Genomic DNA, 26,533 nt, shown 5'->3' on the forward strand with positions numbered 1-26,533 from the left:
CTTCCATGACTGAGGCGAGCGGCGGGCGCAGCGCCCAACTCAAGCACACCGGTCTGCGGCCCGGCTGGACGACCGGTGCCTGTGCCACCGCTGCGGCCACCGCCGCGTACACGGCGCTGCTGACCGGCGACTTCCCCGACCCGGTGACGATCACCCTGCCCAAGGGGCAGACCCCGGCATTCGCGCTCGCGGTCGAGGAGCTGTCCGAAGCCGGGACCGGCACCGGGGCCGGGACCCAGGCCGGGGCCGGGGCCGGGGCCGAGGGCGGGCCTGGAGAGCCCGCCGGGAGGCGCGCTACGGCAGGGGTGGTCAAGGACGCGGGGGACGACCCGGACGTCACGCACGGCGCGCTCGTCCGCGTCACCGTACGGGCCCTGCCGCCCGGCTCCGGGGTGGTCTTCAAGGCCGGCCCCGGAGTGGGGACGGTGACCCGCCCGGGCCTCCCCCTCGATGTTGGCGAGCCGGCCATCAACCCGGTACCGCGCCGGCTGATGCGGGACCATCTGGCGCAGGTCGCCGCGCGCCACGGGGGCGGCGCGGCGGACGTCGAGCTGACCGTCTCGGTGGACCACGGCGAGGAGATCGCCCGCTCCACGTGGAACCCGCGGCTCGGCATCCTGGGCGGGCTGTCGATCCTCGGGACGACCGGCGTCGTGGTGCCGTACTCGTGCTCGGCGTGGATCGACTCCATCCGGCGCGGCGTGGATGTGGCCCGCGCGGCCGGGCGTACACACGTGGCCGGCTGCACCGGCTCGACGTCGGAGAAGACGGTGGTGGCCGAGTACGGGCTGCCCGAGGACGCGCTGCTGGACATGGGCGACTTCGCGGGCGCGGTACTGAAGTACATCCGCCGCCACCCCGTGGGCCGGCTGACGGTCTGCGGGGGCTTCGCCAAGCTCTCCAAGCTGGCCGCCGGCCACCTGGACCTGCACTCCGCCCGCTCCCAGGTCGACAAGGGCTTCCTCGCCGGCCTGGCGCGCCGCGGCGGCGCGGACGAGGCGCTGGCGGCGGAGGTGGCGGAGGCCAACACCGGGCTCGCGGCACTTCAGTTGTGCACGGCGGCCGGGGTCCCGCTGGGCGACCTCGTGGCGGCCACCGCCCGGGACCAGGCCCTTGAGGTGCTGCGCGGCGCCCCCGTGGCCGTCGACGTCATCTGCATCGACCGCGCGGGCAACGTGGTGGGGCGCAGCAGCCCTCGCTAGCCACCCTCTTGGCCTCGGCCCACCGCACGAAGAGCCGCCCGTCTCAGCACACGAGGCGCCCCGTCTCAGCAGACGTGGCGGTCGCGCTCCGTCTCAGCACACGTGACGGTCGCGCTCCGCCGAATACAGGTGGCTGTCGCGGAACTGCTCGGCGGCCAGCGTGCGGCCCACGATGATGACCGCCGTGCGGACGATCCCGGCCGCCTTCACCTGGTCCGCGATGTCCTCCAGCGTGCCGCGCAGCACGACCTCGTCGGGCCGGCTGGCCATCGCGACGACCGCGGCCGGGCAGTCGGCCCCGTAGTGCGGCAGCAGTTCCGCCACGACACGGTCCGCGTACCGGGCGGCCAGATGCAGCACCATAAGGGCGCCGCTGCGCCCGAGGGTGGCCAGGTCCTCGCCCTCGGGCATCGCGGTGGCCTGCTGCGCGATACGGGTGAGGATCACCGTCTGGCCGACCGTCGGCACGGTCAGCTCCCGCTTGAGCGCGGCTGCGGCCGCCGCGAACGCCGGGACGCCGGGCACCACCTCGTACGGCACGCCCGCCGCGTCCAGCCGCCGCATCTGCTCGGCGACCGCGGAGAACACCGACGGGTCGCCGGAGTGCAGCCGGGCCACGTCGTGCCCGGCCTCGTGCGCCCGCAGCACCTCGGCGATGATCTCGTCCAGGTTCAGCTGCGCGGTGTCCACCAGACGCGCGTCCGGCGGGCACTCGGCGAGCAGTTCACGCGGCACGAGGCTGCCCGCGTACAGGCAGACCCGGCAGCCGGCGAGCGTACGGGCACCGCGCACCGTGATCAGGTCGGCCGCACCGGGGCCCGCGCCGATGAAGTACACGGTCATCTGTCGTCTCCTGGAAGTGCTTCGTAGTCGTCGTCACCTTCGGGCCCGTGGCCGGGCCCGTCTCCCGGCCGGCCGGGGTCCTTGCGTACGGCCCACTGCGTGACCGGCATCGCCTGCCGCCAGCCGGTGAACCCGCCCACCGGTACGGCGTGCGAGACGGCCAGCCTCACCAGTTCGCCGCCGTGCCTCCGGTACCAGTCGGCGAGCAGCGCCTCGGACTCCAGCGTCACGGTGTTGGCGACCAGCCGGCCGCCGGGCGGCAGCGCGGCCCAGCAGGCCGCGAGCAGGCCGGGGGTGGTCAGCCCGCCGCCGATGAAGACGGCGTCCGGGGAGCGCAGTTCGGCCAGCGCTTCGGGGGCCGGACCGGTGACCACCCGAAGGGCCGGTACGCCCAGCCGGTCGGCGTTGCGCCCGATGCGCTCGGCCCGTACGGGGTCGCGCTCGACGCAGACGGCGCGGCACGAACGGTGGGTCCGCATCCACTCGATGGCGATGGAGCCCGAGCCGCCGCCGATGTCCCACAGCAGCTCGCCCGGCTCCGGAGCCAGCGCGCCCAGCGTGGCCGCCCGCACATGACGCTTCGTCAGCTGACCGTCGTGCTCGTACGCGGCGTCGGGCAGTCCGGGCACGGCGCCCAGCGGCAGCGCGTCCGGTGACCGGCGGCACTCCAGGGCGATGACGTTCAGCGCGTCCCCGGGCGGGTGCGGCCAGTCCTCGGCGGTACCGGTCAGGACGCGCTCCCGCTCGCCCCCGAGCTGTTCGAGCACCCGCATCCGCGTCGGCCCGAAGCCCTGTTCACCCAGCAGCCGGGCGACCTCGGCCGGCGTGCCCGGGCCCGCGCTGAGGACCAGCAGCCGACGCCCCTCGTGCAGGGCGACGGACAGCTGCGCGGGCGGCCGGCCGACGAGCGTGACGACCTCGGTCTCCTCCACCGGCCAGCCCAGCCGGGCACAGGCGTAGGAGACGGAGGAGGGGTGCGGCAGGATGCGCAGCGCGTCGGTGCCGACCGCCCCGTCGCCGAGCACCTCGGTGAGCGTCCGCCCGATGCCGTAGAACATCGGGTCGCCGCTGGCCAGCACGGCGACCTTGCGGCCGGCGTGCGCCGCCAGCAGTGCGGGCACCGCGGGCCGCAGCGGGGACGGCCAGGACACCCGGCGCCCCGTGCACTCCGCGGGCAGCAGGTCCAGCTGGCGCGGCCCGCCGATGAGGACGTCCGCGTCCCGCAGCACGTACTGCGACATGGCCGGGATCCCCGCCCACCCGTCGGCTCCGATCCCGACGACGGTCACGGCCGGTGGTGTGGGGGGTGGGGACGTGGCGGGGGTCACAGCCGGCTACCTCGGAGTTCGAGCGGGTTCGGAGCCGCACTCTACTGGCCGCAGACGGCAGGCCGCTGGCCGCCTCCCGGGCCCCTGCCCCGGCCCGGCCCGGCCGACGCCTGACATGCCCCTGCCGAGAGTTTTCCACAGGCGAACGGACGGCCCGACGAGATCTCCCGCGCCGGGCGCAGAATGGGTCCCATGACTGACGAGACCACTGCCACCACCGAGTCCATCCCGGACTGGGAGAAGCGCTTCCGGGCCCCCCGCGTCGGGCTGCCCGAGTGGGCGGAGGACGCCCCCGAGCGCTCCCTGTTCGTGTCGAACGCCACCGGCACCTTCGAGCTGTACGCGTGGGACCGGGCCGGCGGTGCGCAGCGCCAGGTCACGGACCGGCCGAACGGCACGACGGACGGGACGCTCACCCCCGACGGCGAGTGGATCTGGTGGTTCTCCGACACCGACGGCGACGAGTTCGGCGTCTGGATGCGCCAGCCGTTCGGCGGCGGCGAGGACGAGCCGGCCGCGCCCGGCCTCGCCCCCTCCTACCCGGGCGGGCTCGCCCTCGGCCGTGACGGCTCGGCCGTCATCGGCCGCTCCACCGACGAGGAGGGCTCGACCGTCCACGTCGTCCGGCCCGGCCAGGCCCCGGTGGAGATCTACCGCCACCGCGAGTCGGCCGGCGTCGGCGCCCTCTCCCACGACGGCTCCCTGATCGCCATCGAGCACACCGAGCACGGTGACGCGATGCACTCCGCGATCCGCGTCGTCCGCGCCGACGGCTCCACCGTCGCCGAGCTGGACGACACCAAGGGCGGCACCGAGGAGCTGGGCCTGTCCGTGATGGGCTTCGCGCCGGTCGACGGCGACACCCGGCTGCTGGTGGGCCACCAGCGCCGCGGCCGCTGGGAGCCGATGATCTGGGATCCGCTGACCGGCGAGGAGACCGCGCTCGCCATCGACCTGCCCGGCGACGTCGGCGCCGACTGGTACCCCGACGGTTCGGCGCTGCTGGTGGAGCACGAGTTCCAGGCCCGCGGCGAGCTGTGGCGGTACGCCCCCGCCGACGGCGAGCTGACCCGCGTCGAGACCCCGACGGGCACGGTCTCGGGCGCCACCGCCCGGCCCGACGGCACCGTGGAGTTCCTCTGGTCCTCCGCCGCCCAGCCCCCGGAGGTCCGCTCCACGAGCGGCGCGGTCGTCCTCGACCCGCCCGGCATGAAGGCCCCGGGCTCCGTCCCCGTGACGGACACCTGGGTCGAGGGCCCCGGCGGCCGCATCCACGCCCTGGTCCAGACGCCCGCCGGAGACGGCCCCTTCCCGACCGTCTTCGACATCCACGGCGGCCCGACCTGGCACGACAGCGACGCCTTCGCCTCGGCGCCGGCCGCCTGGGTGGACCACGGCTTCGCCGTCGTACGGGTCAACTACCGCGGCTCGACGGGATACGGCCGCGAGTGGACGGACGCGCTCAAGCACCGCGTCGGCCTGATCGAGCTGGAGGACATCGCCGCCGTCCGCGACTGGGCGGTGGAGTCCGGCCTCGCCGACCCGGACAAGCTCGTTCTCTCCGGCGGCTCCTGGGGCGGTTACCTGACCCTCCTCGGCCTCGGCACCCAGCCCGAGTCCTGGGCCCTCGGCCTGGCCGCCGTCCCCGTCGCGGACTACGTCACGGCGTACCACGACGAGATGGAGGCCCTGAAGGCGATGGACCGCACGCTCCTCGGCGGCACGCCGGAGGAGGTCCCGGAGCGCTTCGAGGCGTCCTCCCCCCTGACGTACGTGGACGCCGTCCGCGCCCCGGTGTACATCTCCGCAGGCGTCAACGACCCGCGCTGCCCCATCCGTCAGGTGGAGAACTACGTCGACCGCCTCAAGGCCCGCGCCCACCCGCACGAGGTCTACCGCTACGACGCGGGCCACGGCTCCCTCGTAGTGGAGGAGCGCATCAAGCAGCTCCGCCTGGAACTCGACTTCGCCCGCCGCCACCTGGAGGTCGGCTGACCAACACCTGAGGTGACAAAGAGCCCGCTCCCCCTGCGGCCTGGGACGCCATGGCCGCCGGGGGGGGAGGGGGACGGAGCGGCCGGGGCTGGCGAACGACCAGGGCCGGAGCAGGGCCGGGACTGGTGGCACGGGTGCGGGGCCAAGCCCGAGGCCTGACGCGAGCCCGAGCCCTGGGCCGAGCCCGAGGCCTGACGCGAGCCCGAGGCCTGGGCCGTGCTCAAGCCTTGGGCCGAGCCCGAGATCCAAGCTGAGTTCGAGGCGGGGAGGGGTGGGGTGGGGGCGGGGGGCGGGGGGGGAGGCCCCCCTTGCGTCTCAGGACCGTGAGGTGATTTTCGCCTCGCCCGCCCCCGCCGACTCCCCTTCCGGTGCAGTGTCCGGACCCGACGGCGGAAGGTCCGACCCCGGCGTCGGAGCACCCGGGCCCCCCGCCGGGCCGCCCAGCTCATCCGTAGGGATCCCCAGCGCCGCGTCCCTGGCTGCTTCGGATTCGCGGCGGAAGAGGCGGAACCACATGAAGATCACGAAGCCCGCGAAGACGAACCACTCGCCGGTGTAGCCGAGGTTCTGGAACGCCTTCAGGTCCAGTCCGCTGCCCTCGGCCGCGGCCGGCGGTACGGCCTTCAGGGGGGCCTGTGCGTCGGAGACGGTGATCCAGGCGTCGTACACGTCGTACGGCACGATGTTGACCAGCGACGCCGCACTGATCATGCCGAGCTGGCCCTGCGGCAGGCCGCCGCCGGTCTGGACGCCCTGCGTGCCCTGGCTCTCCGAGGCCTGGAGGGCGCCGGTGACGGTGACCTTGCCCCCCGGCGGCGCCGGCACCTTCGCCGTGGCGGCCTTGGAGTCCGCGTCGCCCGGCAGCCAGCCGCGTACGACGGGCAGCGCCCTGCCGCCGTCCGTACGCAGCATGGTCAGCACGTAGAAGCCGGTCCGCTCGCCGAGCTTCCGGCCGGGGACGAGCATCTGGTGACCGGTGTCGTAGTGCCCGGTCGCGGTGGCGCTCCGGCCCGAGGTGTTCTGGTCGACGGGCAGCAACTGGGTCACCGGGCGGGCGGCCGCGGCCTTGGCGTCGGCCGCCCGGTGTTCCTGCTGCTGGTGGCTGTCGACGCGGTCCTCGAAGCGGCTCAGCTGCCAGCTGCCCATGAAGATGCACACGGGGATCGCCAGCAGGACGAAGACGTTGATTCCCCACCATCGCGGGGTGAGCAGGAACCGGTACACACCATCAAAGGTACGGGCACGTGCCTCGTACCCGGACGGCGGGCCCGTATCCGCCGGCCCGCAGCGCCTCGGTGGCCCGAGTCGACCAGAACACCTCGCCGACCAGAACACCTCGTCGACCAGAAGACCCCGTCGACTGGAACACCTTGCCGACCAGAAGACCCCGTCGACTGGAACACCTCGGGGTCGCTACTGCGCCGGCAGTGCGCCCGTGCGGTAGACCGTGCCCGCGCACGCCTCGTTGAGCGTGGTGGAGGCAGCGGACGGCTCACCGGCCTCCGGGGTGTGGCTGACCGCGATGCTCGCCGCCTGCGTACCGCCGTCCCCGGGGCCTTCGCTGCCGCCGCCGGCCTCGTCGCCGTTGCCCTCGGCGGAGGAGGTGTTGGCCGGCTCGCCGCCGCCCGCCCCCTCCGACGTGCCGGGCGTCGGCGTACCGGTTGTGGCACAGCCCGAGGGGCCGCCGCCCTGCGCCGGGATCCAGGCGAACTTCACCTCGTACGCCTCGCCGGGCTTGAGCACGAGCTGACCGGGCGCCGCTGCGGGGTCCGGCAGTCCGGGCGCGGCGTCGCCCGACGTGTGGTCGACGACCTGGACGCGGCTCGGGTCGGCACTCCCCTGGGCCACCGCGACGACGCTGCCGCCGCCGTCGACGGAGCAGGCCGTGGTGGAGACGTTGACGACCTTGAGGGCGCCGTAGACGCGGCCTTCGGCGTCGGGGGCGGCGACGCTGGCGCTGCCGTTGCCGAGCTGTGCGCGCAGGCAGGCCGGGGAGGTGACGTCCATCGTGGCGGCCGGGTCGGCGGCGGGGTCGCCTGGCTGCTCGGTGCTGCCGCCCTCGCTCCGGCCCTTGTCCTTGTCGGTCTTCTCGTCGTCCTTGTCGCCCTTCTTGCCGTCCTTGCCGGCCGGGCGGTCGGTGTGGTGCCCGGCGGGCCCGCCGTGCGTGCCGCCGGTCGTGACGTGCGCCCGGGAGCTGCTGGCGGCGTTGGCCTGGCGGTCGGCGTCGTCGCCCCCGCCGTTGGCGACGTGCAGCATGGCGGGCATGGCCGTACCGCCGAAGAGCAGTACGGCGGCGGCGCCTGCCACGGCGTGCCGGCGGCGCCTGCGCCGGGCCGGTACCGCGCGGCGGAGGTGGTCGAGGGAGTCGGGGGACGGTTCCAGGTCGCGGACGGCGGACTGGAGGAGGTTCCGCAGCTCCTCCTCACCACCGCGACCGTCGAGACCATCACGGCCACCGAGACCACCGAGGTCACCGGGGTCACCGGGGCCGTCGAAGCCACCGGGGCCGCCGCCCATGGCACCGTTGTCATCGTTGTCATCCGGCGTACGCGCACCCGGACGCGTGCCGCCCTCCGGCGGCCCGGTCTCCGGGCGCATCTCGCCCTCGGGGCGCATCTCGCCCTCCGGCGCCCCGCCCTCCGGGCGCGCCGTTTCGTGCCGGCCCGTCGAGCCTTCGGAGTCGGGCTCGTGCGGGCCGTACCGCTTGCTGGTCATGCCGGAGCCTCCATGGCGACGCGCAGCGCCGCGATACCCCGTGAGCCGTACGCCTTTACCGAGCCGAGCGATATGCCCAGCGTCTCGGCGACCTGCGCCTCGGTCATGTCGGCGAAGTAACGCAGCACGAGGACTTCGCGCTGGCGCCGTTGCAGACCGCGCATCGCCTTGATCAATTGGTCCCGTTCCAGCTGTTCGTACGCGCCTTCTTCGGCGCTCGCCATGTCGGGCATCGGCTTGGACAGCAGCTTCAGTCCGAGGATGCGGCGGCGCAGCGCGGAGCGGGAGAGGTTGACGACCGTCTGCCGGAGATAGGCGAGGGTCTTCTCGGGGTCGCGCACACGGTTGCGCGCGGAGTGCACACGGATGAACGCTTCCTGGACGACGTCCTCGCAGGACGCGGTGTCGTCCAGGAGCAGCGCGGCGAGACCGAGGAGGGAGCGGTAGTGCGCTCTGTAGGTCTCGGTGAGGTGGTCGACTGTGGTGCCCGCTGCCATCGCCTCGTCAGCGTTCCCGTGCGGGGACGGTGCCTGCGAGGGACGCGCGGCAGGCCAGGGCGCGATCACCGGCATGCCACCGGGGATGCGAGTACGCGGCGGCCGCGCCACAGCTGTGCCGCCTGCGCCCGCCGGGCCGATCGCGATGCCGAGTACCTCTGCCACGCCTGTTGGACACGCTTCCCCCCGTCAGGGTTGTACGCGCAAGGCACCGTTTTTGGCGATGCGTTGAATGCCCTCATGCGTACCAGCTCTTCCTTGATGCCCCATATTGCCCGTGCCCCTATGGGCGGTATTGCGCACTTACCGCGGCCCTTGTGGGGCCTTCGCCGTGCGCCGTGAGGGCGCGTCGCCGAACCGTGCCGTGCCGAACGCCCAGGAAGGGCGGCGACAAAGACGCTCCCCGCGCGGCTGCGGTTGCAGCTCGGCGGGGAGCGAATAGTCGAACGGGCCATCGACCCAGCTCAAGCGACCGGGGTCGATCGTCCGCTCACAGGACTTTCACAAGTAGTCCTCGAATTATTACCCACCGGGGAACATCTTGGGGAGTGGGTTTCTTCGACGTTCAAGCAATCAGGGCCACCCACGTCCCGGAAGCGCCGGCCACCCACCACCAGGAAGCGCCGGCCGCCCACGGCCCCGCTCGCTCTCCGCCGGCGCCCGGCGACTCAGCGCCCCGTCAGCTCCGCCGCGACCAGCTCGCCGATCTGCGCGGTGTTCAGGGCCGCGCCCTTGCGGAGGTTGTCGCCGCAGACGAAGAGTTCCAGCGCGAGCGGGTCGTCCAGGGACCTGCGTACCCGGCCGACCCAGGTCGGGTCCGTACCGACCACATCGGCGGGCGTCGGGAACTCGCCCTCCCCGGGGTCGTCGCACAGCACCACACCGGGCGCGGCGGCCAGGATCTCGTGCGCCCCCGCCACCGTGACCTCGCGCTCGAAGCGCGCGTGCACGGTCAGGGAATGCGTGGTGATCACCGGTACCCGGACGCAGGTCGCGGTGACCCGGAGGTCCGGCAGCCCGAGGATCTTGCGGGACTCGTCGCGGACCTTCAGCTCCTCGGAGGACCAGCCGTCCTCCTGCAGGGAACCGGCCCACGGCACGACGTTCAGCGCCATCGGCGCGGGGAACGGCCCGAGGTCGTCCCCGACGGCCCGCCGTACGTCGCCGGGCGTCGTGCCCAGCTCAGTGCCGGACACCTCGGAGAGCTGGCTGCGCAGGACGTCGACGCCGGCCCTGCCCGCGCCGGAGACGGCCTGGTACGAGGAGACGATCAGCTCGCTCAGCCCGTACTCGGCATGCAGCGCACCCAGCGCGACGATCATCGAGAGCGTCGTGCAGTTCGGGTTGGCGATGATGCCGCGCGGCCGGGCGCGGGCGGCGTGCGCGTTGACCTCCGGTACGACCAGCGGCACGTCCGGGTCCATCCGGAAGGCGGCGGAGTTGTCGACGACCACCGCGCCCTTGGCGGCGGCGATCGGCGCCCACTTAGCCGAGACCTCGTCCGGCACGTCGAAGAGCGCGATGTCGATGTCGTCGAAGGCCTCTTCGGCGAGCGCCAGCACCTCGGTCTCCGCGCCGCGCACGGTCAGCTTGCGCCCCGCCGAGCGGGGGGAGGCGATCAGCCGTACCTCGCCCCAGATGTCGGCACGCTCGGAGAGGATGCCGAGCAGTACGCCGCCGACGGCGCCGGTGGCGCCGACGACGGCGAGGTTCGGCTTACGGGGCGCGCGGTCGTCCGCGCGCCCCGCCTGGGCCGATGACATCGGCCCATCAGCCGATGTCATCGGCCGGTGCCGCCATAGACCACGGCCTCGTCGGAATCGGTGTCGAGACCGAACGCGCTGTGGACGGCCTGGACGGCCTCGTTGACGTCATCGGCGCGGGTGACGACCGAGATGCGGATCTCGGAGGTCGAGATGAGCTCGATGTTCACGCCCGCGTTGGACAGCGCCTCGAAGAAGCCGGCGGTGACGCCGGGGTTGGTCTTCATGCCGGCGCCGACCAGGGAGATCTTGGCGATCTGGTCGTCGTAGCGGAGCGAGTCGAAGCCGACGGACGGCTTGGTCTTCTCCAGCGCCGCGATGGCCTTGCGGCCCTCGGTCTTCGGCAGCGTGAAGGAGATGTCGGTCAGACCGGTGGAGGCGGCCGAGACGTTCTGCACGACCATGTCGATGTTGATCTCGGCATCCGCGATCGCCCGGAAGATCGTCGCGGCCTCGCCCGGCTTGTCCGGTACGCCGACGACCGTGACCTTCGCCTCGGAGGTGTCGTGCGCGACACCCGAGATGATCGCCTGCTCCATCGGCTCGTCCCCTTGCGGTTCGTTGCTGACCCACGTACCCCGAAGCCCCGAGAAAGAGGACCGGACGTGGATCGGGATGTTGTAACGGCGTGCGTACTCGACGCAGCGGTGCAGCAGCACCTTGGAACCGGAGCTGGCCAGCTCCAGCATGTCCTCGAAGGAGATCCAGTCGATCTTGCGGGCCTTCTTCACGACCCGCGGGTCGGCGGTGAAGACACCGTCGACGTCGGTGTAGATCTCACAGACGTCCGCGTCCAGCGCGGCGGCCAGCGCGACGGCGGTCGTGTCCGAGCCACCGCGGCCCAGGGTGGTGATGTCCTTCTTGTCCTGGGACACACCCTGGAAGCCGGCGACGATCGCGATGTTGCCCTCGTCGACGGACGTCTTGATCCTGCCCGGCGTGACATCGATGATCCGTGCCTTGTTGTGCACGGAGTCCGTTATGACACCGGCCTGGCTGCCCGTGAAGGACTGCGCCTCGTGTCCGAGGTTTTTGATCGCCATCGCCAGCAGGGCCATGGAGATCCGCTCTCCGGCGGTCAGCAGCATGTCGAACTCGCGGCCCGAAGGAATCGGGGAAACTTCCTCCGCGAGATCGATCAGCTCGTCCGTCGTGTCGCCCATCGCGGAGACCACTACGACAACTTGGTTGCCGTTCTTCTTGGCCTCGACGATTCGCTTGGCAACGCGCTTGATGCCCTCGGCATCCGCAACGGATGAGCCGCCGTACTTCTGCACGACAAGGCCCACGTGTGCTCGCTCCTCGCAACTGTCTGTCGGATCCCCGTGGCCTGCGGATTCCGCAGGTCTGCGGTTGTTTCCGGACCCCCGGGTTCAGGGGCCATGCGGTCGGCTCAGTCTATCGAGCAGGCGGAATCCGCCTCGCCAATACCACATCGTGAGACACATTGCTCGCAACCTGATCGAAACGGTCGGCATGCCGGTCGCGTCCGACCGCCGCACCCACCGCCCTGACCCGGTACGAGCCGTCCCGTGTCTTTCTTTCCGAGTATCTCCCGAAACGGCCGGCGTGGCGCTCCGTCGCGCCCGCTCGGCAGGCCACCTGCCCGCTCCGGCCAAGAGCACACGGAAACCACCCGGAAACGTAAGCCAGCTCACAAGGCGCGCGGTGTTACGCGACGGCGCCCAAGGGCACGCCGAGCCTTGCCCGCGCGCCCCAGCGCCCGGCGCTCGTCCCCGGCGCTCAGCCCTGGCGCAGGCCGAGCGGGCCGGCGATCTCCGCCGCCATCACCTTCCCGGCCTCTTCCTCCAGGTCGCCACTGCCGTCGGCGCCCGTGTCGGTGTCCAGGCCGTCCAGCTCGTCCAGCGGCTGGTCCAGGCGTACGTGCGCGACCAGCGACTGCAGGGCGCGCAGCGCGGCGCTCGCGGTGGGGCCCCAGTTCGACAGGTACGAGAACTGCCACCACCACAGGGCCTCGGTGATCCGCCCGGCCCGGTAGTGCGCGAGGCCGTGCCGCAGGTCGGTGATGATGTCGGCGAGGTCGTCGGAGATCCGGCAGGCCACCGGCGCGCTGCGCGGGACGTACGGGTCGAACAGCTCGTTGTAGACGTCCACCGGGTCCAGCAGCGTCGCGAACCGCTCCCGCAGCTCGTCCACGTCCGGCTCGGGACCGATGTCCGGCTCGTACCGCTCGTCCGGGACGATGTCCTCGTGGGCGCCCAGCCGGCCGCCGGTGAGCAGCAGCTGGGAGATCTCCAGGAGCAGGAAGGGCACGGCGCTGTCCGGCTCGTCGCCGCGGGCCACTTCCGTGACCGCGACGATGAAGCTGTCGATGGAGTCGGCGACCTGTACCGCGAAGTCGTCCGGGTTCTGCGTCGCGTTGTGCAGCGTGGGATCAGACATCGAGAAGTCTCCGTCCTTCGAAGGCCCGCCCGAGCGTGACCTCGTCGGCATACTCCAGATCGCCCCCGACCGGCAGGCCGCTGGCCAGGCGCGTCACCTTCAGTCCCATGGGCTTGATCATGCGCGCGAGGTACGTGGCGGTGGCCTCGCCTTCCAGGTTCGGGTCGGTGGCCAGGATCAGCTCGCCGACGGTGCCGTCGGCGAGCCGGGCCAGCAGCTCCCTGATCCGCAGATCGTCCGGGCCCACGCCCTCGATGGGGCTGATCGCCCCGCCCAGTACGTGGTACCGGCCGCGGAACTCCCGTGTCCGCTCGATGGCGACGACGTCCTTGGGCTCCTCGACCACGCAGATGACCGAGGGGTCCCGGCGCGGGTCACGGCAGACCTGGCACTGCTCGTCCTGCGCGACATTGCCGCACACGGCACAGAACCGGACCTTCGCCTTGACCTCCATCAGCGCGTTCGCCAGCCGACGGACGTCGGTCGGCTCGGCCTGGAGGACATGGAAGGCGATCCGCTGCGCGCTCTTGGGACCGACGCCGGGCAGCCGCCCCAGCTCGTCGATCAGGTCCTGGACCACGCCTTCGTACACGGAACGCTCTCTCCCTTGTCCGCCCTGCTCCGTACGCTAGTTGCCCTCCCGTCCGAAAGGGAGGTCTCGGCCCCCTGAAGAGGGAACCTGCCGGAACTCTTGGCCTGCCGGCCGTCCGGTCTTCTTCTGTTCTTCCCCGCGGGAACCCGGTCGGCCCGGCCCCTTACGGAACCGGACCGGCTCCCGTCGGAAAGGGCGGCCTCAGAAGGGGAGGCCGGGGATGCCGCTGCCGCCGCCGAGACCCTGCGCGAGCGGGCCCAGCTTGTCCTGCTGGAGCTTGGCGGCCGCGGCGTTGGCGTCCTGGACCGCGGCGATGACGAGATCCGCGAGGGTCTCGGCCGTCTCCTCGGGCATCGCCGCCTCCGGGTCCACCGCCTTGGGGTCGATCTCCAGGCCCTTCAGCTCGCCGGCGCCGTTCACCGTCGCCTTGACGAGACCACCGCCCGCAGACCCCGACACGGGCGTCTGCGCCAGCTCCTGCTGGGCCGCCGCGAGGTCCTGCTGCATCTTCTGGGCCTGCTGGAGCAGCTGCTGCATATCGGGCTGACCACCGGGGATCACTGCGGACTCCTGCCGTACGACTACAAATGGGTGCGGTAGCCCGAGCCTACGTGCTCCGGGGGCGTGACGCCCTACGTCGCGGGGAGGAGCACGGATGTGCGCCTGCACCGGGCAGCGGCGCGCCTGCGGCGATGACGGAAAGCGACAAAAAGCGACGCAGTCACTCGTTCACTCGTCGCTGTCGCACGAGGTCACTCGTCGCCGCCATACCGGGCCCTCGTACGAGGTCCCTCGTTGCTGTCCTACGAGGTCACTCGTTGTTGTACTCCTCTATGACCGTCGCGCCCAGCTCGCGGACGATGAGGTCGTAGCCGCTCAGCGCCGAGTCGACGAGGTCGGCGTCGTCCTCCGCCGGCATGTCCTCCTCGATCGACATGGGCGAGGGCTCCGGCTCGCGGTACGCCGGCTCGGCGGCCGGCCCCGGCGCCTGCGTGGCTCCGGTCGAGGCCACGGCCTGCCGCGCCCGCTGCGCGCCCTGGCCGCCGCCCGCGCCGGCGCTCCGGTCGGGCCCGCCCTGCGCGGGCGGTGCGGGCGCCGCCGCGGGCTGCGGCGGCCCGGCCGGGGCGCCGCCACCAAAACCACCGCCGCCTCCGCCGAAGCCGCCACCGCTCGCACCGCTGCCGCCGAAGCCGCCGCCGCGCGGGGCCGGGCCGCCGCTCGGCGGGTTGGCGCCGCCCGACGGGTCGATGATCGCCTCGACCCGCCACTGCACGCCGAACCGCTCGGCCAGCGCCTCCCGCAGCACGTCCTCACTGCCGCCGTTCGCGAAGCTGTCGCGCGCGCCGGCATTGGGGAAGCCGACCTGCAGCGTCGTGCCGTCGAACCCGGCCACCTGGGCGTTCTGGCTGAGCAGGATCCAGGTGAAGCGCCGCTTGCCCTTCACCGCCTCCAGGATGTCCGGCCACATCTGCCGTACCTGCTGAGTCCCCTGGGCATTGCTCTGCCCACCGGCCCCCGGCGCGCCCCCGCCCTGCTGGGCCGCGGGCTGCTGCGGGGCCGCAGGCTGCGGTGCGGACGGCTGAGGGGCGTACGACGGCTGCCCGCCGGACTGCTGTACGGGGGCGCCGCCCTGGCCGCCGCCCGGCTGGCTCCCGGGCGCGGCCGCTGTCGGCCAGCCGCCGGGCCGCCGGCCACCGGCCGCGCCCCCCTCGGCACCACCCGCCGCCGGTCCGCCCTGAGATCCGCCCTGCGGTCCGGCACCGCCGGCCGACGGCCAGGCCCCGGGCCGCTGCCCGGACTCCTCACCGGCGCCACCGGGGCCGCCCGCACCGCCGGGCCCGCTCGCGCTGCCCGGCCAGGCGCCCGGCCGGCGCTCCCCGGCACCGGCCTCCTCGCCGGCCCCCGCGGGCTGCCCGCCGTCACCCGGCGTACGGCCCGGCTGCTGCGCGCCCGAAGGCCACGCGCCCGCCGGGGCGCCACCGCTGCCGCCGGGTACGGGCGCCGCGCCGGAGCCATCCCCCGGCGCGCTCCCCGCACCGGGCGCCTCCCCGGCACCGCCGCCCGCAGGACCACCTGCCTGACCACCGACCGGTGCGGCTGCCGCTCCGGCCGCCGGACCGTTCCCCGTACCGCCTCCGGCGCCGCCGCCCGGGCCGCCCATGGCGCCGCGCACCGCGGCCCGTGCCGCCGCGGGGCCGCTCGGCCCCGCCGGCGCGCCCGGCGCCGCATGGGTGTCGGGCCCGGGCACGTACCCCGCGGCCGGCTCGCCGCCGGGCTGCATGACCGGCATCCCGGCCGCGGTCGGTGCGCCGCCCGGCATGCCGCCGCCGAGGGCCGCGACGCCGACCCCGCGCTCCAGGCGGTCCAGCCGGGCCTGCATCGAGCGCTCGTCGTCGTACGCGGCGGGCAGCAGTACCCGCGCGCAGATCAGTTCCAGCTGCAGCCGCGGCGAGGTGGCCCCGCGCATTTCCGTCAGACCGGAGTTGACCAGGTCGGCGGCGCGGCTGAGCTCCGCGGCGCCGAAGACGGACGCCTGGGCCTCCATCCGCTCCACGACGTCGGCCGGGGCGTCGATCAGCCCCTTCTCCGCCGCGTCCGGCACGGCCGCCAGGATCACCAGGTCGCGCAGCCGCTCCAGCAGGTCCGCGACGAACCGCCGGGGGTCGTTGCCGCCCTCGATCACCCGCTCCACGACCTCGAAGGCCGCCGCGCCGTCCCCGGAGGCGAACGCCTCCACGATCGAGTCCAGCAGCGACCCGTCCGTGTACCCCAGCAGGGCCGTGGCCATGGCGTATGTCACACCGTCGGCACCGGCGCCGGCCAGCAGCTGGTCCATCACCGACATCGAGTCACGCACGGAGCCGGCGCCGGCCCGTACGACCAGCGGCAGCACGCCCTCGTCGACCGGGATCTCCTCCCGGCCGCACACCTCGTGCAGGTACTCGCGCAGGGTGCCGGGCGGCACGAGCCGGAACGGATAGTGGTGCGTACGCGACCGGATCGTCCCGATGACCTTCTCGGGCTCGGTGGTCGCGAAGATGAACTTCAGATGCTCCGGCGGCTCCTCGACCACCTTCAGCAGGGCGTTGAAGCCCGCCGAGGTGACCATGTGTGCCTCGTCGATGATGTAGATCTTGTACCGGCTGCTGGCGGGCCCGAAGAAGGCCTTCTCGCGCAGCTCGCGCGCGTCGTCCACACCACCGTGCGACGCGGCGTCGATCTCGATGACGTCGATCGATCCGCGGCCGTTGCGCGCGAGGTCGACACAGCTCTGGCACTCCCCGCAGGGGTTCGGAGTGGGACCTTGCTCACAGTTGAGGCAGCGCGCCAGGATCCGCGCGCTGGTCGTCTTGCCGCAGCCGCGGGGTCCGCTGAAGAGATACGCGTGGTTGACGCGGTTGTTCCGCAGGGCCTGCTGCAGCGGGTCGGTCACGTGCTCTTGCCCGATGACCTCGGCGAAGGTCTCGGGGCGGTAGCGGCGGTACAGCGCAAGGGATGACACGCATACGACGATATCGGCCCGCACCGACAACCGGCCCCGCCGACGATGTCCCGCGGCCACCCCCGGAGCGAAGGCGCCCGGCCCCGCGCCTCCGGCCGACCCGACCGCCCGCCCTACGGGCTGCCTTCCTACGGCTGCCCTTCCTGCGGGCACGCCCGCCCGCCGGGCCCCGGGAACGCAAACGCCCCCCACGCACCCGCCAGAGCCGACCTACCCTTGCTGCCTTCCGGCCCTGGGGGAGTTCAGTCAGATAGCGCCACGTGAGGGGCTGCGCCCACAGTACCTGATCCAGCGCCCCCGAAACGACCCTCACCCCCACCCCCCGACCCGGGTGGATCCCACCCGGGGATCGAGTTCGCGAGCACTCCCCCACGTCATGTAATGTCTCCAGCGGAGGATTCGCCTAGAGGCCTAGGGCGCACGCTTGGAAAGCGTGTTGGGGGCAACCCCTCACGAGTTCGAATCTCGTATCCTCCGCCAGTGCCTCACCGGGCACGATGTCGAAGGGCCCCACCGTTCGCGGTGGGGCCCTTCGACGTTCTTGTGACGGTGGCGGCGCTTCCGCCTCACCCACCGGCTGTTGTGAGCCCGCTCACTCAAGCCCCCCTCGACCAGGGGGCACTCCGACAAGGCGACCGGTTTGCTGCGTCTTCGCGCCATATGGCGTGCAAGCCGCGTGACTCGGACATAATCGTGCACCCGTCCCTTTGCGCCGGTCGCCGGCCGTGAATAAGGGACCGGAAGATTTCAGCGAATGGCCAGCACCAAACGATTCTGCTGAATTTCGTACGTGAGTGCATTCATGTGTTATATGCACTCGCCCCACGGAGCTAATCCCACACCGCTATGCTCATTGCCGCGCAGCGAGTTGCGACGGAAACAACGCGTCGCTGCTGGCTGCGGTGATGCCGCCCACCGCACGAGGGCTCGGGCGTCCTGGGGACCCAGCTCCGCGCGGAATGCCGATTAGTCATGTGCTGCGACCGATTTCCGGTGCGCGTGGCCCGACGGTCTTCTGTTGTTCCCAGCCCTTTTCCCGGGCCCGTGAATGCCGTGCATGACGCCCAATTCCTTCCCTTAGTGCTCTGAGGATGCCGATGGTCCGTGCTGATGCGTCACCCGGAAGGCCGGGGCCCGCCGCCACCACGATGTGGCTGCTGCCGCCCGCACTACTGGCCATATGTACGGCCGTGGCCGCCTCGTCGGTGCCCCCGACGGCCCGCCCCTACGCCGTCTGGATCGGCATCGTCGCGACGGCGGCGGTGGCCGTCGCGGCCGCGTCGGCGGCCCGCCGGGGCCGCACCATCGACGAACTCCGCCGGCAGTACGCCGCGCGAGAGGAGTTCCTGCAACGGCAGCTGGCCGAGCAGGAGACCGAGACCGTACGGATGGCCAAGGAGACGCTGCCCGCGGCCATGGCCCGGCTGCAGAAGGGCAACTCGGTCGAGGACGTACTGCGCACCACCAGCACGGTGTCCCGCGTCAGTCCCCGCTTCGAGGCCGCGCACCACGGTGTCCTGCGCTACGTCCTCCAGACCGTGGAGGCCGAGGAGGACCTGCGCGACTCCGCCCAGCGGGCCTTCGTCAACATCGCCCGCCGTGTCCAGGCCATCGTTCACCAACAGGCTCTGGAACTGCGGGAGATGGAGGACAAGCACGGTCAGGACCCCGAGGTCTTCAACGACCTGCTGCACCTCGACCACAGGACCGCGCTGATCGGCCGGCTCGCGGACAGCATCGCCGTACTGGGCGGGGCGCGGCCGGGGCGTCAGTGGCAGAAGGACATCCCGCTGTTCAACGTGTTGCGCGGCGCCATGTCCCGGATCACCGACTACCGCCGGGTGGACCTGCACTCGGTGGCGGACGTCGGCATTCTCGGCCGCGCCGCCGAGCCCCTGATCCACGCCGTGGCCGAGCTCCTGGACAACGCCACCCGCTACTCCCCGCCGCAGACCCGGGTCCATCTGACCGCGTCCGAGGTGCAGTCCGGCGTGGCCGTCGAGATCGAGGACGCCGGACTCGGGCTGACCGACGAGGCCCGGATCCGCGCCGAGCACGCCCTGGCCCAGGACGCCGCCAGCGGGCTGGACCTGGACGACCTGGGCGAGTCGCCGCGGCTCGGCCTGGCGGTGGTCGGCCGGCTGTCGCACACGAACCACTTCAAGGTGTCCCTGCGGGTCTCCGCGTACGGCGGCGTACGCGTCGTACTGATCGTCCCGCCCGACCTGGTCACCGTGACTCCGGTGCCCGGCGGGGCCCTGGCCAAGGCACCCAGCCTGCCGCCGCCCCGCGAGCCCTCCAGCTACGGCCGCAAGCCCGTTTCCCAGGCGGCCCTCCAGGAGCCGTCGCCCAGCAACGCCCGGCGCACCGCCAATGGCCTCCCGCAGCGCAGGCGGCGTACCCGCGCCCTCTCCCCCCATCAGCGGCCGCCGCAGCAGGCGGCCTCCACCGCCGACTCCCGGTCCTCGGCGTCGGCCGGCGGGCCACCGCAGGCCGGGTTGTGGATGTCCGCCTTCCTCGAAGGTGTCTCCGGCGAATCCCGAGCCGATTCCCCCGCGTCTCGTCCCGATGGCCCGAGCGATGAAGAGTCCGAGCAGTAACAGAGCCATGAGGTAAGGATGAGTAAGCACGTGGCGACAAAGCAGTGGCTCAATATGGACTGGATGCTGGAGGAATTGGCTTCCAGTGTCCCGCAGACCCGAAATATCGTGGTGCTGTCCTCGGACGGCCTGTGCATGGCGCAATTCGGTACGGACGGCGACGCGGCTGATCGCCTCGCCGCCGCCTGCGCCGGACTGCAGAGCCTTTCGGCGGCCATCGCGGCGGAATTCCCGCACGGCGACGGGCGCATGAAACTCGTCGTGGTCGAGGTCGACGGTGGTTTCTTCTATTTGATGGCGGCCGGCGCCGGGGCATATCTGGCGGTACTGGCCGACGACGACGTGGACGCCGGACTCATGGGGCAGCGCATGCGGGACCTGGTCGCCCGGATCGGACAGCACCTCACCAGCCCACCGCGGTCCGACCGGCAGCTGCCATGAAGGACCCGGAACAGGCGGAACTCCGGCCCTGGGAAGAGGGCGGACCCGAGCGGCTCTACATCCTCGCGTCCGCCGACCGGAATCCGCCCGAGAAGCGCGTCCCCCTGGACGTGGTCACGCTGATCGTGAGCCGCAGCGAAGCCGGCTCGGGCATGCAGCCCGAACGCGCCGCCATCGTCGGCATCTGCGATTACCCGCTCTCCGTCGCCGAGATCTCCGCGTATCTCAAGCTGCCGGTCAGCGTGGTCACCGTTCTGCTCACGGGCCTGCTGGAGAGCGGCCACGTGGAAGCCCGGGCGTCGATCCCCGCCAAGTCGATGCCCGATGTCGAACTCTTGGAGGCGGTGATGCATGGACTACAGAATCTCTGAGCCCGTCGTCGGTCCTCGGTCCGAAGACGTCCTGCCGGAATCGGTCACCACGGCGGTGAAGGTCGTCGTCGTCGGCGGCTTCGGCGTCGGGAAGACCACCCTCGTCGGATCGGTCAGCGAGATCAGACCGCTGACCACCGAGGAGACCATGACGCAGGCCGGGGCCGGGGTGGACGACATCGCCGGCGTCGAGCGCAAGAGCGAGACGACCGTGGCGATGGACTTCGGCCGGATCACCCTCAGCGACGAACTGGTCCTGTACGTCTTCGGCACCCCCGGACAGCAGCGCTTCTGGTTCCTGTGGGACGGCCTCTTCGAAGGCGCGCTCGGCGCCGTGGTCCTGGTCGACGCCCGGCGGCTGGAGGACAGCTTCGACGTAATGGGCCGGCTCGAGGAGCGCGGGGTGCCCTTCATCGTCGCCATCAACTCCTTCCCGGACGCGCCCTCCTACCCGGTGTCCGACCTCCGGGAGGCCCTGGACATCCCCGACGCGGTGCCGGTGATCGATTGCGACGCCCGCGAACGCACCTCCAGCCGCGACGGCCTGCTGTCCCTCGTGCGCTATCTGCACGCCCTCACCACCACGACCACGGAGCCACGGTGACCTCCTCCTCCCCCGACCAGACCCGCCTCACGTCGCTGCCCGGGCCGCCTCCGGAGTGTCCGGCGCACGCCGGGTCCGGGAGTGCCGATGGGCTGGCGCGGCTCTTCGGCCCCGAGGCGGCCGCGGACCCCATGGGCCTGTACGAGCGCCTGCGCGCCGAGCACGGCCCCGTCGCGCCCGTCCTGCTCGACGGCGATCTGCCGGCGTGGATCGTGCTCGGCTACCGGGAGATCCTGGAGGTCGCCGGTACGCCGGGCCGGTTCAGCCGCGACTCCCGTACGTGGCGCTGGTTCAAGGAGGGGAAGGTCCCGCCGGACTCCCCGCTGCTCCCGATGATCGCCTGGCAGCCGGTCTGCCTGTTCCTGGACGGGGCGGAGCGCGACCGGCTGCGGCTGGCGGTCACCGACAGCCTGGAGCGCTTCAACCGGCGCGGTATCCGGCGGCACATCACCCGCTTCACGCACCAGCTGGCCGACGGCTTCGCGGAGCGGGGGGAGGCCGATCTGGCCGGCGAGTTCGCCGAACAGCTGCCCATGCTCGTCCTGACGCAGCTCCTGGGCATGTCCGACGAGTTCGGGCCGCGGCTGGTCGCGGCCAGCCGGGACATGGTGGCGGGCACCGAGACGTCCGTGGCCAGCAACGAGTTCATCGTGGAGACGCTCGCGGATCTCGTACGGCGCAAACGCAAGGACCGCGGCCACGACATCACGTCCTGGCTGATCGAGCACTCCTCCGGGCTGACCGACGAGGAGGTGTGGAACCACCTGCGGGTCATCCTCATCGCGGCGAACGAGACCACGGTCAACCTGCTCAAGAGCACGCTGCGGATGGTGCTGACCGACCCCCGCTGCCACGCGTCGCTGGCCGGCGGGCAGATGACCCTGCCGGACGTGGTGGAGCAGGTGCTCTGGAGCGAGCCGCCGCTGATGACCATCCCCGGCCGCTGGGCCGCCGTGGACACGGAGGTCGGCGGTCAGAAGGTGGCGGCGGGCGACATGCTGCTGCTCGGGCTGGCCGCCGGTAACTACGACCCGGCCGTCCGGCCGGACCCCTCGACCCCGCTGCACGGGAACCGCGGCCATCTGGCGTTCAGCAGCGGCCCGCAGGAGTGCCCCGGCCAGAACATCGGGCGCGCCATCGCCGACACCGGCATCGACGCGCTGCTGGCGCGGCTGCCCGACATCCGGCTCAGCATCCCCGAGGAGGACCTGCGCTGGACGTCGGGCTGGATGACGCGCCATCTGGCCAGTCTGCCGGTGACGTTCACCGCGGCCCGGCGGCGCTCCCCCGCCCTGCCAGACGATGCGGCGGGGAGCGTGCCGGCGCCCGGCGGGACCGTGGGTGACGCCGGGGGCGCGTCGGCGGTGACCGGCCCGAGGCCCGCCGCCGGTCTCCCGGTTCACCCCGCTCCCCCGTTCCCGCCCCCGCCGGTGCCGGTCCCCCGGCGTCGCAGGTCCTGGTGGGGCTCGCTGAAGGCATGGCTACGGGGATGAGGAGGTCCGGAGGGCTCGTGGTGGGAGGGGCCGCGCGGGTACGGAAAGCCCGGTCACGGCCTTTTCCACGCGATTCAGCGCCTCTTCCATCACCGCCCGGGACGTGGCGTAGCTGATGCGGATGTTGCCTTCGGCGCCGGGGCCGAACCACTCCGTCGTACCGGCCACCACCGCCACCCGGGCTTCCGCCAGGAGGAATTCGCCCATCGCGCGACTGTTCAGGCCGGTGGCTGATACATCGGGAAAGAGCACGAATGTGCCGTCCGGGCGGCCGCACGACATTCCCGGAATCGCGTTCAGCCGTGCCACGCAGTAGTCCCGGGTCTCCCGCAGATGGGCCAGGAACGCGTTCCGCCAGGGCCAGCCGTGGCGCAGCGCGGCCAGCGCGCCGGCCTGGGTGAAAGGCGTCAGGCTGTACGCGGCGCCGAGTCGCTGGAAGATGCGCTGGAGGCCGTTCGCCTCGCGCGCATTCGGGGCGATCACGAATCCCATCCGAAGGCCGGGCAGGGCAAAGGTCTTGGAGAGTCCGGTCACCGTGTGGATGCGCGGGCCGGTCTCCGTGTCCAGGCTCGCCATGCTGACGTGCGCGCCGGGCGGGTACACGATTTCGTTCCAGACCTCGTCGGAAAGGACCGGGATGCCGTGCCGGCCCGCCGTTTCCGCCACCGCTCGGAGGGTTTCCGCGGGGAAGACCGTGCCCAGGGGGTTGTGCGGGTTGCACATACAGATCAGTGCGGTGCGCGGGGTGATCAGGGAGGCGAGCCGGTCCGGGTCGAGCTGCCCCGTCCTCTTGTCGACGGGGTAATGGACACGGCGGGCCCCCGCGGCGTCTATGGCCTGGCCGAAGAGCAGGTCCACCGGATCCAGCAATATGCATTCGTCGCCCTGCCCGCAGAGCAGATGCACCACGCCCCAGAGTGCGGCGGCCGTGCCGGGCGCCGGCACCACGCGGTCGGGGTGTGCGCTTATCCCGTAACGTTCCTCGGCCACCTCGGCGAACGTCTCCCGGAGTTCGTCGAGTCCCTCCGGTGACGCATAGGGAAAGTAGCCGTCGGCCAGCGCAGAGATCATGGCGTCGGTGACCACCTGCGGGCCGGGGAAATCCGGTTCGGCTGCGGTCAGCGGAATGACATCGGGCGGATAGGCGCCCCACCGTATGTGCGAACGGTTCCGGAGCAGACCGGGCCGGACGTGCGCGTCGTCGAAAAGCGAGCCCATCGCCTCGCGCGTCGTACCGTGCGTCTCGTCGCGCGCCGCCTCGTGGCGCGCCGCATGCTCCACCTCGTAGAGCGGCATGGCGCTCAGCCCCGCTGGTAACGGGCGGGCGGATACCGGTCGTACAGCTCCGAGGACCAGTACGTGGTCACGCGGGGAAGGCCGTGCTGCACCCGTGCCGAGGCGTACGTGTGGATTCCCCGCCCGTCCGGGAGCGGACGGCGTGCCACATGGTCCAGCAGGGCCCGGTAGCCGCTGTCGGGGAGGCCCAGGCCGGCCATGACCGCGCTGATGCGGTCGCGTACGGTCAGGTCGCTCTCGGCGTGCACCCACAGGGGGACGTACAGCGTCGCGGACACCGGGAGATGCCCGCCGGCGGCGGCGAAGGTCAGGTTGCTGACGAGCGGCTGGTTCCGCACCTCTCCCGTCCGGCCGGTCACCTGGCGGCAGAATTCCCCGAGGAATCCCTTCTCGTGCTGAGCCGATATCTCCATGCGGGTGTCGAGGTATTCCGGGGTGACGTCGTAGTGCCGGAAATACACCTTCACGCGCGACTCGGGCCCGTCGGCCAGGTCGAGACTGACGTAGACGATCCGGTCGAGGTCGAATCCCCGGTCGGCATAGTCGGCGATGGCCGTCCATGCCTTTCCGAATCCCAGCCGGTCCAGCGCCTCGTGCGTCCGCTCGACGGCGGACATGCTGCGGGAAGCGTTCGGATTCAGATAGACCTTGAACTCGGGTTGCCCGGTGGGCGTGAAGACCACTGCGTGCATCATGGCGAACCCTGTCGGTTCCTCGTCCGGGAGGAACAGGTCCGTTATTTTCGCCAGCCGGTCGCCGTCCGCGCCGAAGTCCTGGACGAGTATCCGGGTGAGCTCGGTCGCCGATTCCTGTGCGGCCGGTGTGGTCAGCCGATCCGGAAGGGCCTCGACCAGCACGCGGACCTCTCGGCAGTGCCTCGAAAAGGCTGCGGAGAACTCGATCGGCGACCCGTCGGCGCATACGTCGGAATGCCAATGTGGTCGCTCGCCTATCCGCTCTCCGCCCCATGGCGTGAGCATCCCGCGCAGTACCCTTGTGCCGTACTCGACATCCATCCCCGCGCTGTCCAGAAGACGCGCGAGGGTGGAAACCCCGTAATCCATGAATGACGCGCCGGAAGGCGCCCTCGATTCCGTACGCAGTACCACCACGAAATTCCTCCGCTCACCGGGTTTCGCCGTACCGTGCGCTTGCTTCGCCGGCCGATCGGCCAGTACCAAGAGGGTTGGATACCCCTGAATGCCGCATGACTCGGGGAGCGACGACTGTCGCCGTTTCCCTGAAATCCGGGGCCCCTTCACAAATAACGAAGCTTCTTCCGCCTCAACAGCGGCGCGCGGGGGGCTCGCGTGGGTGTCCACCGACAGTGCCACGCGCCCATGTCGGACGAATGTGCACGCTGTCACCCAGAGGGACGGGGCTGGTCTCACCATCCGGAATTGTTTGTCACGACCACGTATTAAGAGATGATCATGCGCAACGCCTCCGGCGTCGGCCGGGTCCCAGAGACCGGCAAGGCTCACTCGCGAGGAGTGGGCACTCCCCCACACATCCCCCCAAGGAGAAACAATGCGCGCGCAGAAGCTGTCCCTCCTGGCCGTGGCGGTCGCCGCCGGCCTCTCGCTCACCGCCTGCCAGGGCGGGGACAGCACCTCAGCGAGCGGCAGCGGCAACGACAGCTCCGCGTCGCAGGGTTCCGGGGGCAGCAGCGCGCCCGCGGACGACAACGCGACCGGCTCGGAGTCCGGTTCGAGCGGCGGCGGCTCCGGCGAGAGCGGCGCATCGGGCTCCGGCTCCTGCAAGACCTCGCAGCTCGACTTCAGCAGTTCCCACGGCATGAGCGAGGGCACGACGCTCATCAACCTCAAGAACACCGGGTCCGCCACCTGCAGCCTCCAGGGCTTCCCCGGCGTGGACCTGAAGGGCAAGGACGGCACGACCAGCGCCACCCGCAGCAAGATCGGCCCGACGAAGGTCGACGTCGCGCCCGGCGAGGAGACCCGCTTCACCCTTCACCACCCGATGAACGACTCCGGCGGCAGCGGCGTGACCTTCACGTCCCTCATCGTCACCCCGCCCGGTGAGACCCACTCGCACTCCCTGCCCCTCACCATCAACGTCCCGGCCTCCGACAGCGCCACGCCGGCCATCACGGTCGACCCGGTCGGCGCCGGCAAGTAACGGCACCAGCAACGGCCCCCGGGCCCCGGCGGACCACGTCGGGGCCTTCGCCGTACCGGGCCTCGCCCCGACGCACTCCGAACCCCGGCCCACCCCGCCCACGCTCCCTCGGCCCTCCGCCCCATGCCCGCCTGGACGTACCCGCCGAAAAGCCCGGTCGGCACCGCGTACGCCCCCTCCCCCGCAATGCCCGCCCCTCCCCGGTACGCCCGGCCCGCGCAGCTCCACATGCCCGCGACCGGCGTACGGCCCCGTGCGACAGCCACCCGCCGAACCCGCAGGCAGCTCCCCCGGACACCGGCCTCCATACCGCGGGAACGGCCCCCTGTCACGCCGCGCGCCCCCACCGGTCCGGCGCGAGTCACCGGCACCCGAAGAGGCCTGAGAAGCAGGCGTGCGGGCGCGTATGGGGTGTCCCGCGAGGGGTACCGGAGCGCGGTTGGTCCTTCAGAGGGGGAGACTCGGATGACAACACCGCCTCAAGAGTGCGTCGTACTCAACATCCCGCAGGGACTGCGACTGAACCTGCTGGGCCTCGTCGTCGAAATCGGCCAGGTACGCATAGTCGCCGACCGGGCAGGCCTGCTCGGCAACCTCATCGCCTCGTTGACCTGCGGTGGCGGCACAGCCGCAGCGCAAAGCCTTGAGGCACTGGCACAGATGCTCCGTTCCCAGGAAAAGGCCGCCGGCCCCAACCAACACGCACAGGAGCAGGAGCCCGCGAGCACGTAGCGGCCTGCTCTGCT

22 protein-coding genes, 1 tRNA gene and 1 other RNA gene are annotated in these 26,533 nt (G+C 72.0%); 10 read left to right on the forward strand and 14 right to left on the reverse strand.

The features are described 5' to 3' along the window. Positions 1–5: 5 nt before the first annotated feature. Entirely contained in the window at positions 6–1,202 is a 1,197-nt protein-coding gene (locus tag ABZ840_RS03935) for a cobalt-precorrin-5B (C(1))-methyltransferase (RefSeq protein ID WP_361552869.1), read from the forward strand. Positions 1,203–1,295: 93 nt separating this feature from the next. Here ABZ840_RS03935 and cobM read toward each other — a convergent pair whose 3' ends face one another. Beyond that, positions 1,296–2,045 carry a precorrin-4 C(11)-methyltransferase gene (gene cobM / locus ABZ840_RS03940; protein WP_361552872.1) on the reverse strand — a complete coding sequence of 250 codons (750 nt, stop codon included), beginning with the start codon at positions 2,043–2,045 and terminating at the stop codon, positions 1,296–1,298. Beyond that, positions 2,042–3,286, reverse strand: coding sequence for a precorrin-6y C5,15-methyltransferase (decarboxylating) subunit CbiE (gene cbiE / locus ABZ840_RS03945; RefSeq protein ID WP_361552875.1), 1,245 nt, complete (start codon positions 3,284–3,286; stop codon positions 2,042–2,044). Before cbiE ends, cobM begins: the two co-directional genes overlap by 4 nt. Positions 3,287–3,565: 279 nt before the next feature. On the opposite strand from cbiE, the gene ABZ840_RS03950 reads away from it, so the two are divergent. Further along, positions 3,566–5,368, forward strand: a complete 1,803-nt coding sequence (locus tag ABZ840_RS03950) for a prolyl oligopeptidase family serine peptidase (protein WP_361552878.1) — start codon at positions 3,566–3,568, stop codon at positions 5,366–5,368. Between the two features lie 315 nt (positions 5,369–5,683). On the opposite strand, the gene ABZ840_RS03955 is transcribed toward ABZ840_RS03950, so the two are convergent. The 10 genes from ABZ840_RS03955 to ffs all read right to left on the reverse strand — a co-directional run bounded on the left by ABZ840_RS03955 (position 5,684) and on the right by ffs (position 17,113). After that, positions 5,684–6,592, reverse strand: coding sequence for an SURF1 family protein (locus tag ABZ840_RS03955; RefSeq protein ID WP_361552881.1), 909 nt, complete (start codon positions 6,590–6,592; stop codon positions 5,684–5,686). 189 nt (positions 6,593–6,781) lie between these two features. After that, positions 6,782–8,083 (reverse strand): hypothetical protein, encoded by a 1,302-nt coding sequence (locus ABZ840_RS03960; RefSeq protein WP_361552884.1) that lies wholly within the window; start codon positions 8,081–8,083, stop codon positions 6,782–6,784. Continuing rightward, entirely contained in the window at positions 8,080–8,655 is a 576-nt protein-coding gene (locus ABZ840_RS03965) for a SigE family RNA polymerase sigma factor (protein WP_361553887.1), read from the reverse strand. Before ABZ840_RS03965 ends, ABZ840_RS03960 begins: the two co-directional genes overlap by 4 nt. A gap of 593 nt (positions 8,656–9,248) precedes the next feature. Continuing rightward, positions 9,249–10,343, reverse strand: a complete 1,095-nt coding sequence (locus ABZ840_RS03970; RefSeq protein ID WP_361552887.1) for an aspartate-semialdehyde dehydrogenase — start codon at positions 10,341–10,343, stop codon at positions 9,249–9,251. Positions 10,344–10,360: 17 nt separating this feature from the next. Continuing rightward, positions 10,361–11,632, reverse strand: coding sequence for an aspartate kinase (locus ABZ840_RS03975; RefSeq protein ID WP_361552891.1), 1,272 nt, complete (start codon positions 11,630–11,632; stop codon positions 10,361–10,363). Between the two features lie 454 nt (positions 11,633–12,086). Next, positions 12,087–12,746: a DUF5063 domain-containing protein gene (locus ABZ840_RS03980; RefSeq protein ID WP_361552894.1), complete on the reverse strand. Its 660-nt coding sequence runs from the start codon at positions 12,744–12,746 to the stop codon at positions 12,087–12,089. Beyond that, entirely contained in the window at positions 12,739–13,338 is a 600-nt protein-coding gene (gene recR, locus ABZ840_RS03985; RefSeq protein WP_030615727.1) for a recombination mediator RecR, read from the reverse strand. Before recR ends, ABZ840_RS03980 begins: the two co-directional genes overlap by 8 nt. A 201-nt stretch (positions 13,339–13,539) precedes the next feature. Beyond that, complete coding sequence (locus ABZ840_RS03990) at positions 13,540–13,899, reverse strand: YbaB/EbfC family nucleoid-associated protein (protein ID WP_361552898.1); 360 nt, start codon at positions 13,897–13,899, stop codon at positions 13,540–13,542. A gap of 250 nt (positions 13,900–14,149) precedes the next feature. Then, positions 14,150–16,840 carry a DNA polymerase III subunit gamma and tau gene (locus ABZ840_RS03995; RefSeq protein WP_361552901.1) on the reverse strand — a complete coding sequence of 897 codons (2,691 nt, stop codon included), beginning with the start codon at positions 16,838–16,840 and terminating at the stop codon, positions 14,150–14,152. 174 nt (positions 16,841–17,014) lie between these two features. Beyond that, positions 17,015–17,113, reverse strand: an RNA gene (gene ffs / locus ABZ840_RS04000) — signal recognition particle sRNA small type. Between the two features lie 119 nt (positions 17,114–17,232). Between ffs and ABZ840_RS04005 the strand changes: the two genes are divergently transcribed. The 6 genes from ABZ840_RS04005 to ABZ840_RS04030 all read left to right on the forward strand — a co-directional run bounded on the left by ABZ840_RS04005 (position 17,233) and on the right by ABZ840_RS04030 (position 22,349). Then, positions 17,233–17,320, forward strand: a tRNA-Ser gene (locus ABZ840_RS04005). A 617-nt stretch (positions 17,321–17,937) separates the two neighbouring features. Beyond that, a complete protein-coding gene (locus ABZ840_RS04010) occupies positions 17,938–19,440 on the forward strand; it encodes an ATP-binding protein (RefSeq protein WP_361552904.1) in 1,503 nt (500 codons plus the stop codon). Between the two features lie 54 nt (positions 19,441–19,494). After that, positions 19,495–19,881, forward strand: coding sequence for a roadblock/LC7 domain-containing protein (locus ABZ840_RS04015; RefSeq protein WP_361553890.1), 387 nt, complete (start codon positions 19,495–19,497; stop codon positions 19,879–19,881). After that, the gene (locus ABZ840_RS04020; protein WP_361552907.1) at positions 19,878–20,252 is read left to right on the forward strand and encodes a DUF742 domain-containing protein; all 375 of its coding nucleotides are present in this window, start codon (positions 19,878–19,880) and stop codon (positions 20,250–20,252) included. Before ABZ840_RS04015 ends, ABZ840_RS04020 begins: the two co-directional genes overlap by 4 nt. Then, a complete protein-coding gene (locus ABZ840_RS04025; RefSeq protein WP_361552909.1) occupies positions 20,233–20,856 on the forward strand; it encodes an ATP/GTP-binding protein in 624 nt (207 codons plus the stop codon). Before ABZ840_RS04020 ends, ABZ840_RS04025 begins: the two co-directional genes overlap by 20 nt. Next, complete coding sequence (locus tag ABZ840_RS04030) at positions 20,853–22,349, forward strand: cytochrome P450 (RefSeq protein WP_361552912.1); 1,497 nt, start codon at positions 20,853–20,855, stop codon at positions 22,347–22,349. The genes ABZ840_RS04025 and ABZ840_RS04030 overlap by 4 nt, the downstream gene beginning before the upstream one ends. Here ABZ840_RS04030 and ABZ840_RS04035 read toward each other — a convergent pair. Continuing rightward, positions 22,338–23,645, reverse strand: coding sequence for a pyridoxal phosphate-dependent aminotransferase (locus ABZ840_RS04035; RefSeq protein WP_361552915.1), 1,308 nt, complete (start codon positions 23,643–23,645; stop codon positions 22,338–22,340). The genes ABZ840_RS04030 and ABZ840_RS04035 overlap by 12 nt on opposite strands. Positions 23,646–23,650: 5 nt before the next feature. After that, positions 23,651–25,039, reverse strand: coding sequence for a tryptophan dimethylallyltransferase family protein (locus ABZ840_RS04040; protein WP_361552918.1), 1,389 nt, complete (start codon positions 25,037–25,039; stop codon positions 23,651–23,653). Positions 25,040–25,175: 136 nt separating this feature from the next. On the opposite strand from ABZ840_RS04040, the gene ABZ840_RS04045 reads away from it, so the two are divergent. Both ABZ840_RS04045 and ABZ840_RS04050 read left to right on the forward strand, forming a co-directional pair. Beyond that, positions 25,176–25,787 carry a DUF4232 domain-containing protein gene (locus tag ABZ840_RS04045; protein ID WP_361552921.1) on the forward strand — a complete coding sequence of 204 codons (612 nt, stop codon included), beginning with the start codon at positions 25,176–25,178 and terminating at the stop codon, positions 25,785–25,787. 465 nt (positions 25,788–26,252) lie between these two features. Further along, positions 26,253–26,519 carry a hypothetical protein gene (locus ABZ840_RS04050; protein ID WP_361552924.1) on the forward strand — a complete coding sequence of 89 codons (267 nt, stop codon included), beginning with the start codon at positions 26,253–26,255 and terminating at the stop codon, positions 26,517–26,519. The last annotated feature ends 14 nt before the right edge of the window (positions 26,520–26,533 follow it).

The sequence above is a fragment of the Streptomyces sp. NPDC047117 genome (assembly GCF_040643545.1).
GTDB lineage: Bacteria > Actinomycetota > Actinomycetes > Streptomycetales > Streptomycetaceae > Streptomyces.

Bases quoted from the DNA above. Each gene is read 5' to 3' on its own strand.
- ABZ840_RS04050 (WP_361552924.1), top strand. From the start codon at position 26,253: ATGACAACACCGCCTCAAGAGTGCGTCGTACTCAACATCCCGCAGGGA.
- ABZ840_RS03950 (WP_361552878.1), top strand. From the start codon at position 3,566: ATGACTGACGAGACCACTGCCACCACCGAGTCCATCCCGGACTGGGAG.
- cobM (WP_361552872.1), bottom strand. From the start codon at position 2,045: ATGACCGTGTACTTCATCGGCGCGGGCCCCGGTGCGGCCGACCTGATC.
- ABZ840_RS04035 (WP_361552915.1), bottom strand. From the start codon at position 23,645: ATGCCGCTCTACGAGGTGGAGCATGCGGCGCGCCACGAGGCGGCGCGC.
- ABZ840_RS03960 (WP_361552884.1), bottom strand. From the start codon at position 8,083: ATGACCAGCAAGCGGTACGGCCCGCACGAGCCCGACTCCGAAGGCTCG.
- ABZ840_RS03980 (WP_361552894.1), bottom strand. From the start codon at position 12,746: ATGTCTGATCCCACGCTGCACAACGCGACGCAGAACCCGGACGACTTC.
- ABZ840_RS04040 (WP_361552918.1), bottom strand. From the start codon at position 25,039: ATGGTGAGACCAGCCCCGTCCCTCTGGGTGACAGCGTGCACATTCGTC.
- ABZ840_RS04010 (WP_361552904.1), top strand. From the start codon at position 17,938: ATGGTCCGTGCTGATGCGTCACCCGGAAGGCCGGGGCCCGCCGCCACC.
- cbiE (WP_361552875.1), bottom strand. From the start codon at position 3,286: ATGTCGCAGTACGTGCTGCGGGACGCGGACGTCCTCATCGGCGGGCCG.
- ABZ840_RS03935 (WP_361552869.1), top strand. From the start codon at position 6: ATGACTGAGGCGAGCGGCGGGCGCAGCGCCCAACTCAAGCACACCGGT.
- ABZ840_RS03970 (WP_361552887.1), bottom strand. From the start codon at position 10,343: ATGTCATCGGCCCAGGCGGGGCGCGCGGACGACCGCGCGCCCCGTAAG.
- ABZ840_RS04025 (WP_361552909.1), top strand. From the start codon at position 20,233: ATGGACTACAGAATCTCTGAGCCCGTCGTCGGTCCTCGGTCCGAAGAC.
- ABZ840_RS04045 (WP_361552921.1), top strand. From the start codon at position 25,176: ATGCGCGCGCAGAAGCTGTCCCTCCTGGCCGTGGCGGTCGCCGCCGGC.
- ABZ840_RS04015 (WP_361553890.1), top strand. From the start codon at position 19,495: ATGGACTGGATGCTGGAGGAATTGGCTTCCAGTGTCCCGCAGACCCGA.
- ABZ840_RS04020 (WP_361552907.1), top strand. From the start codon at position 19,878: ATGAAGGACCCGGAACAGGCGGAACTCCGGCCCTGGGAAGAGGGCGGA.
- ABZ840_RS03965 (WP_361553887.1), bottom strand. From the start codon at position 8,655: ATGCCGGTGATCGCGCCCTGGCCTGCCGCGCGTCCCTCGCAGGCACCG.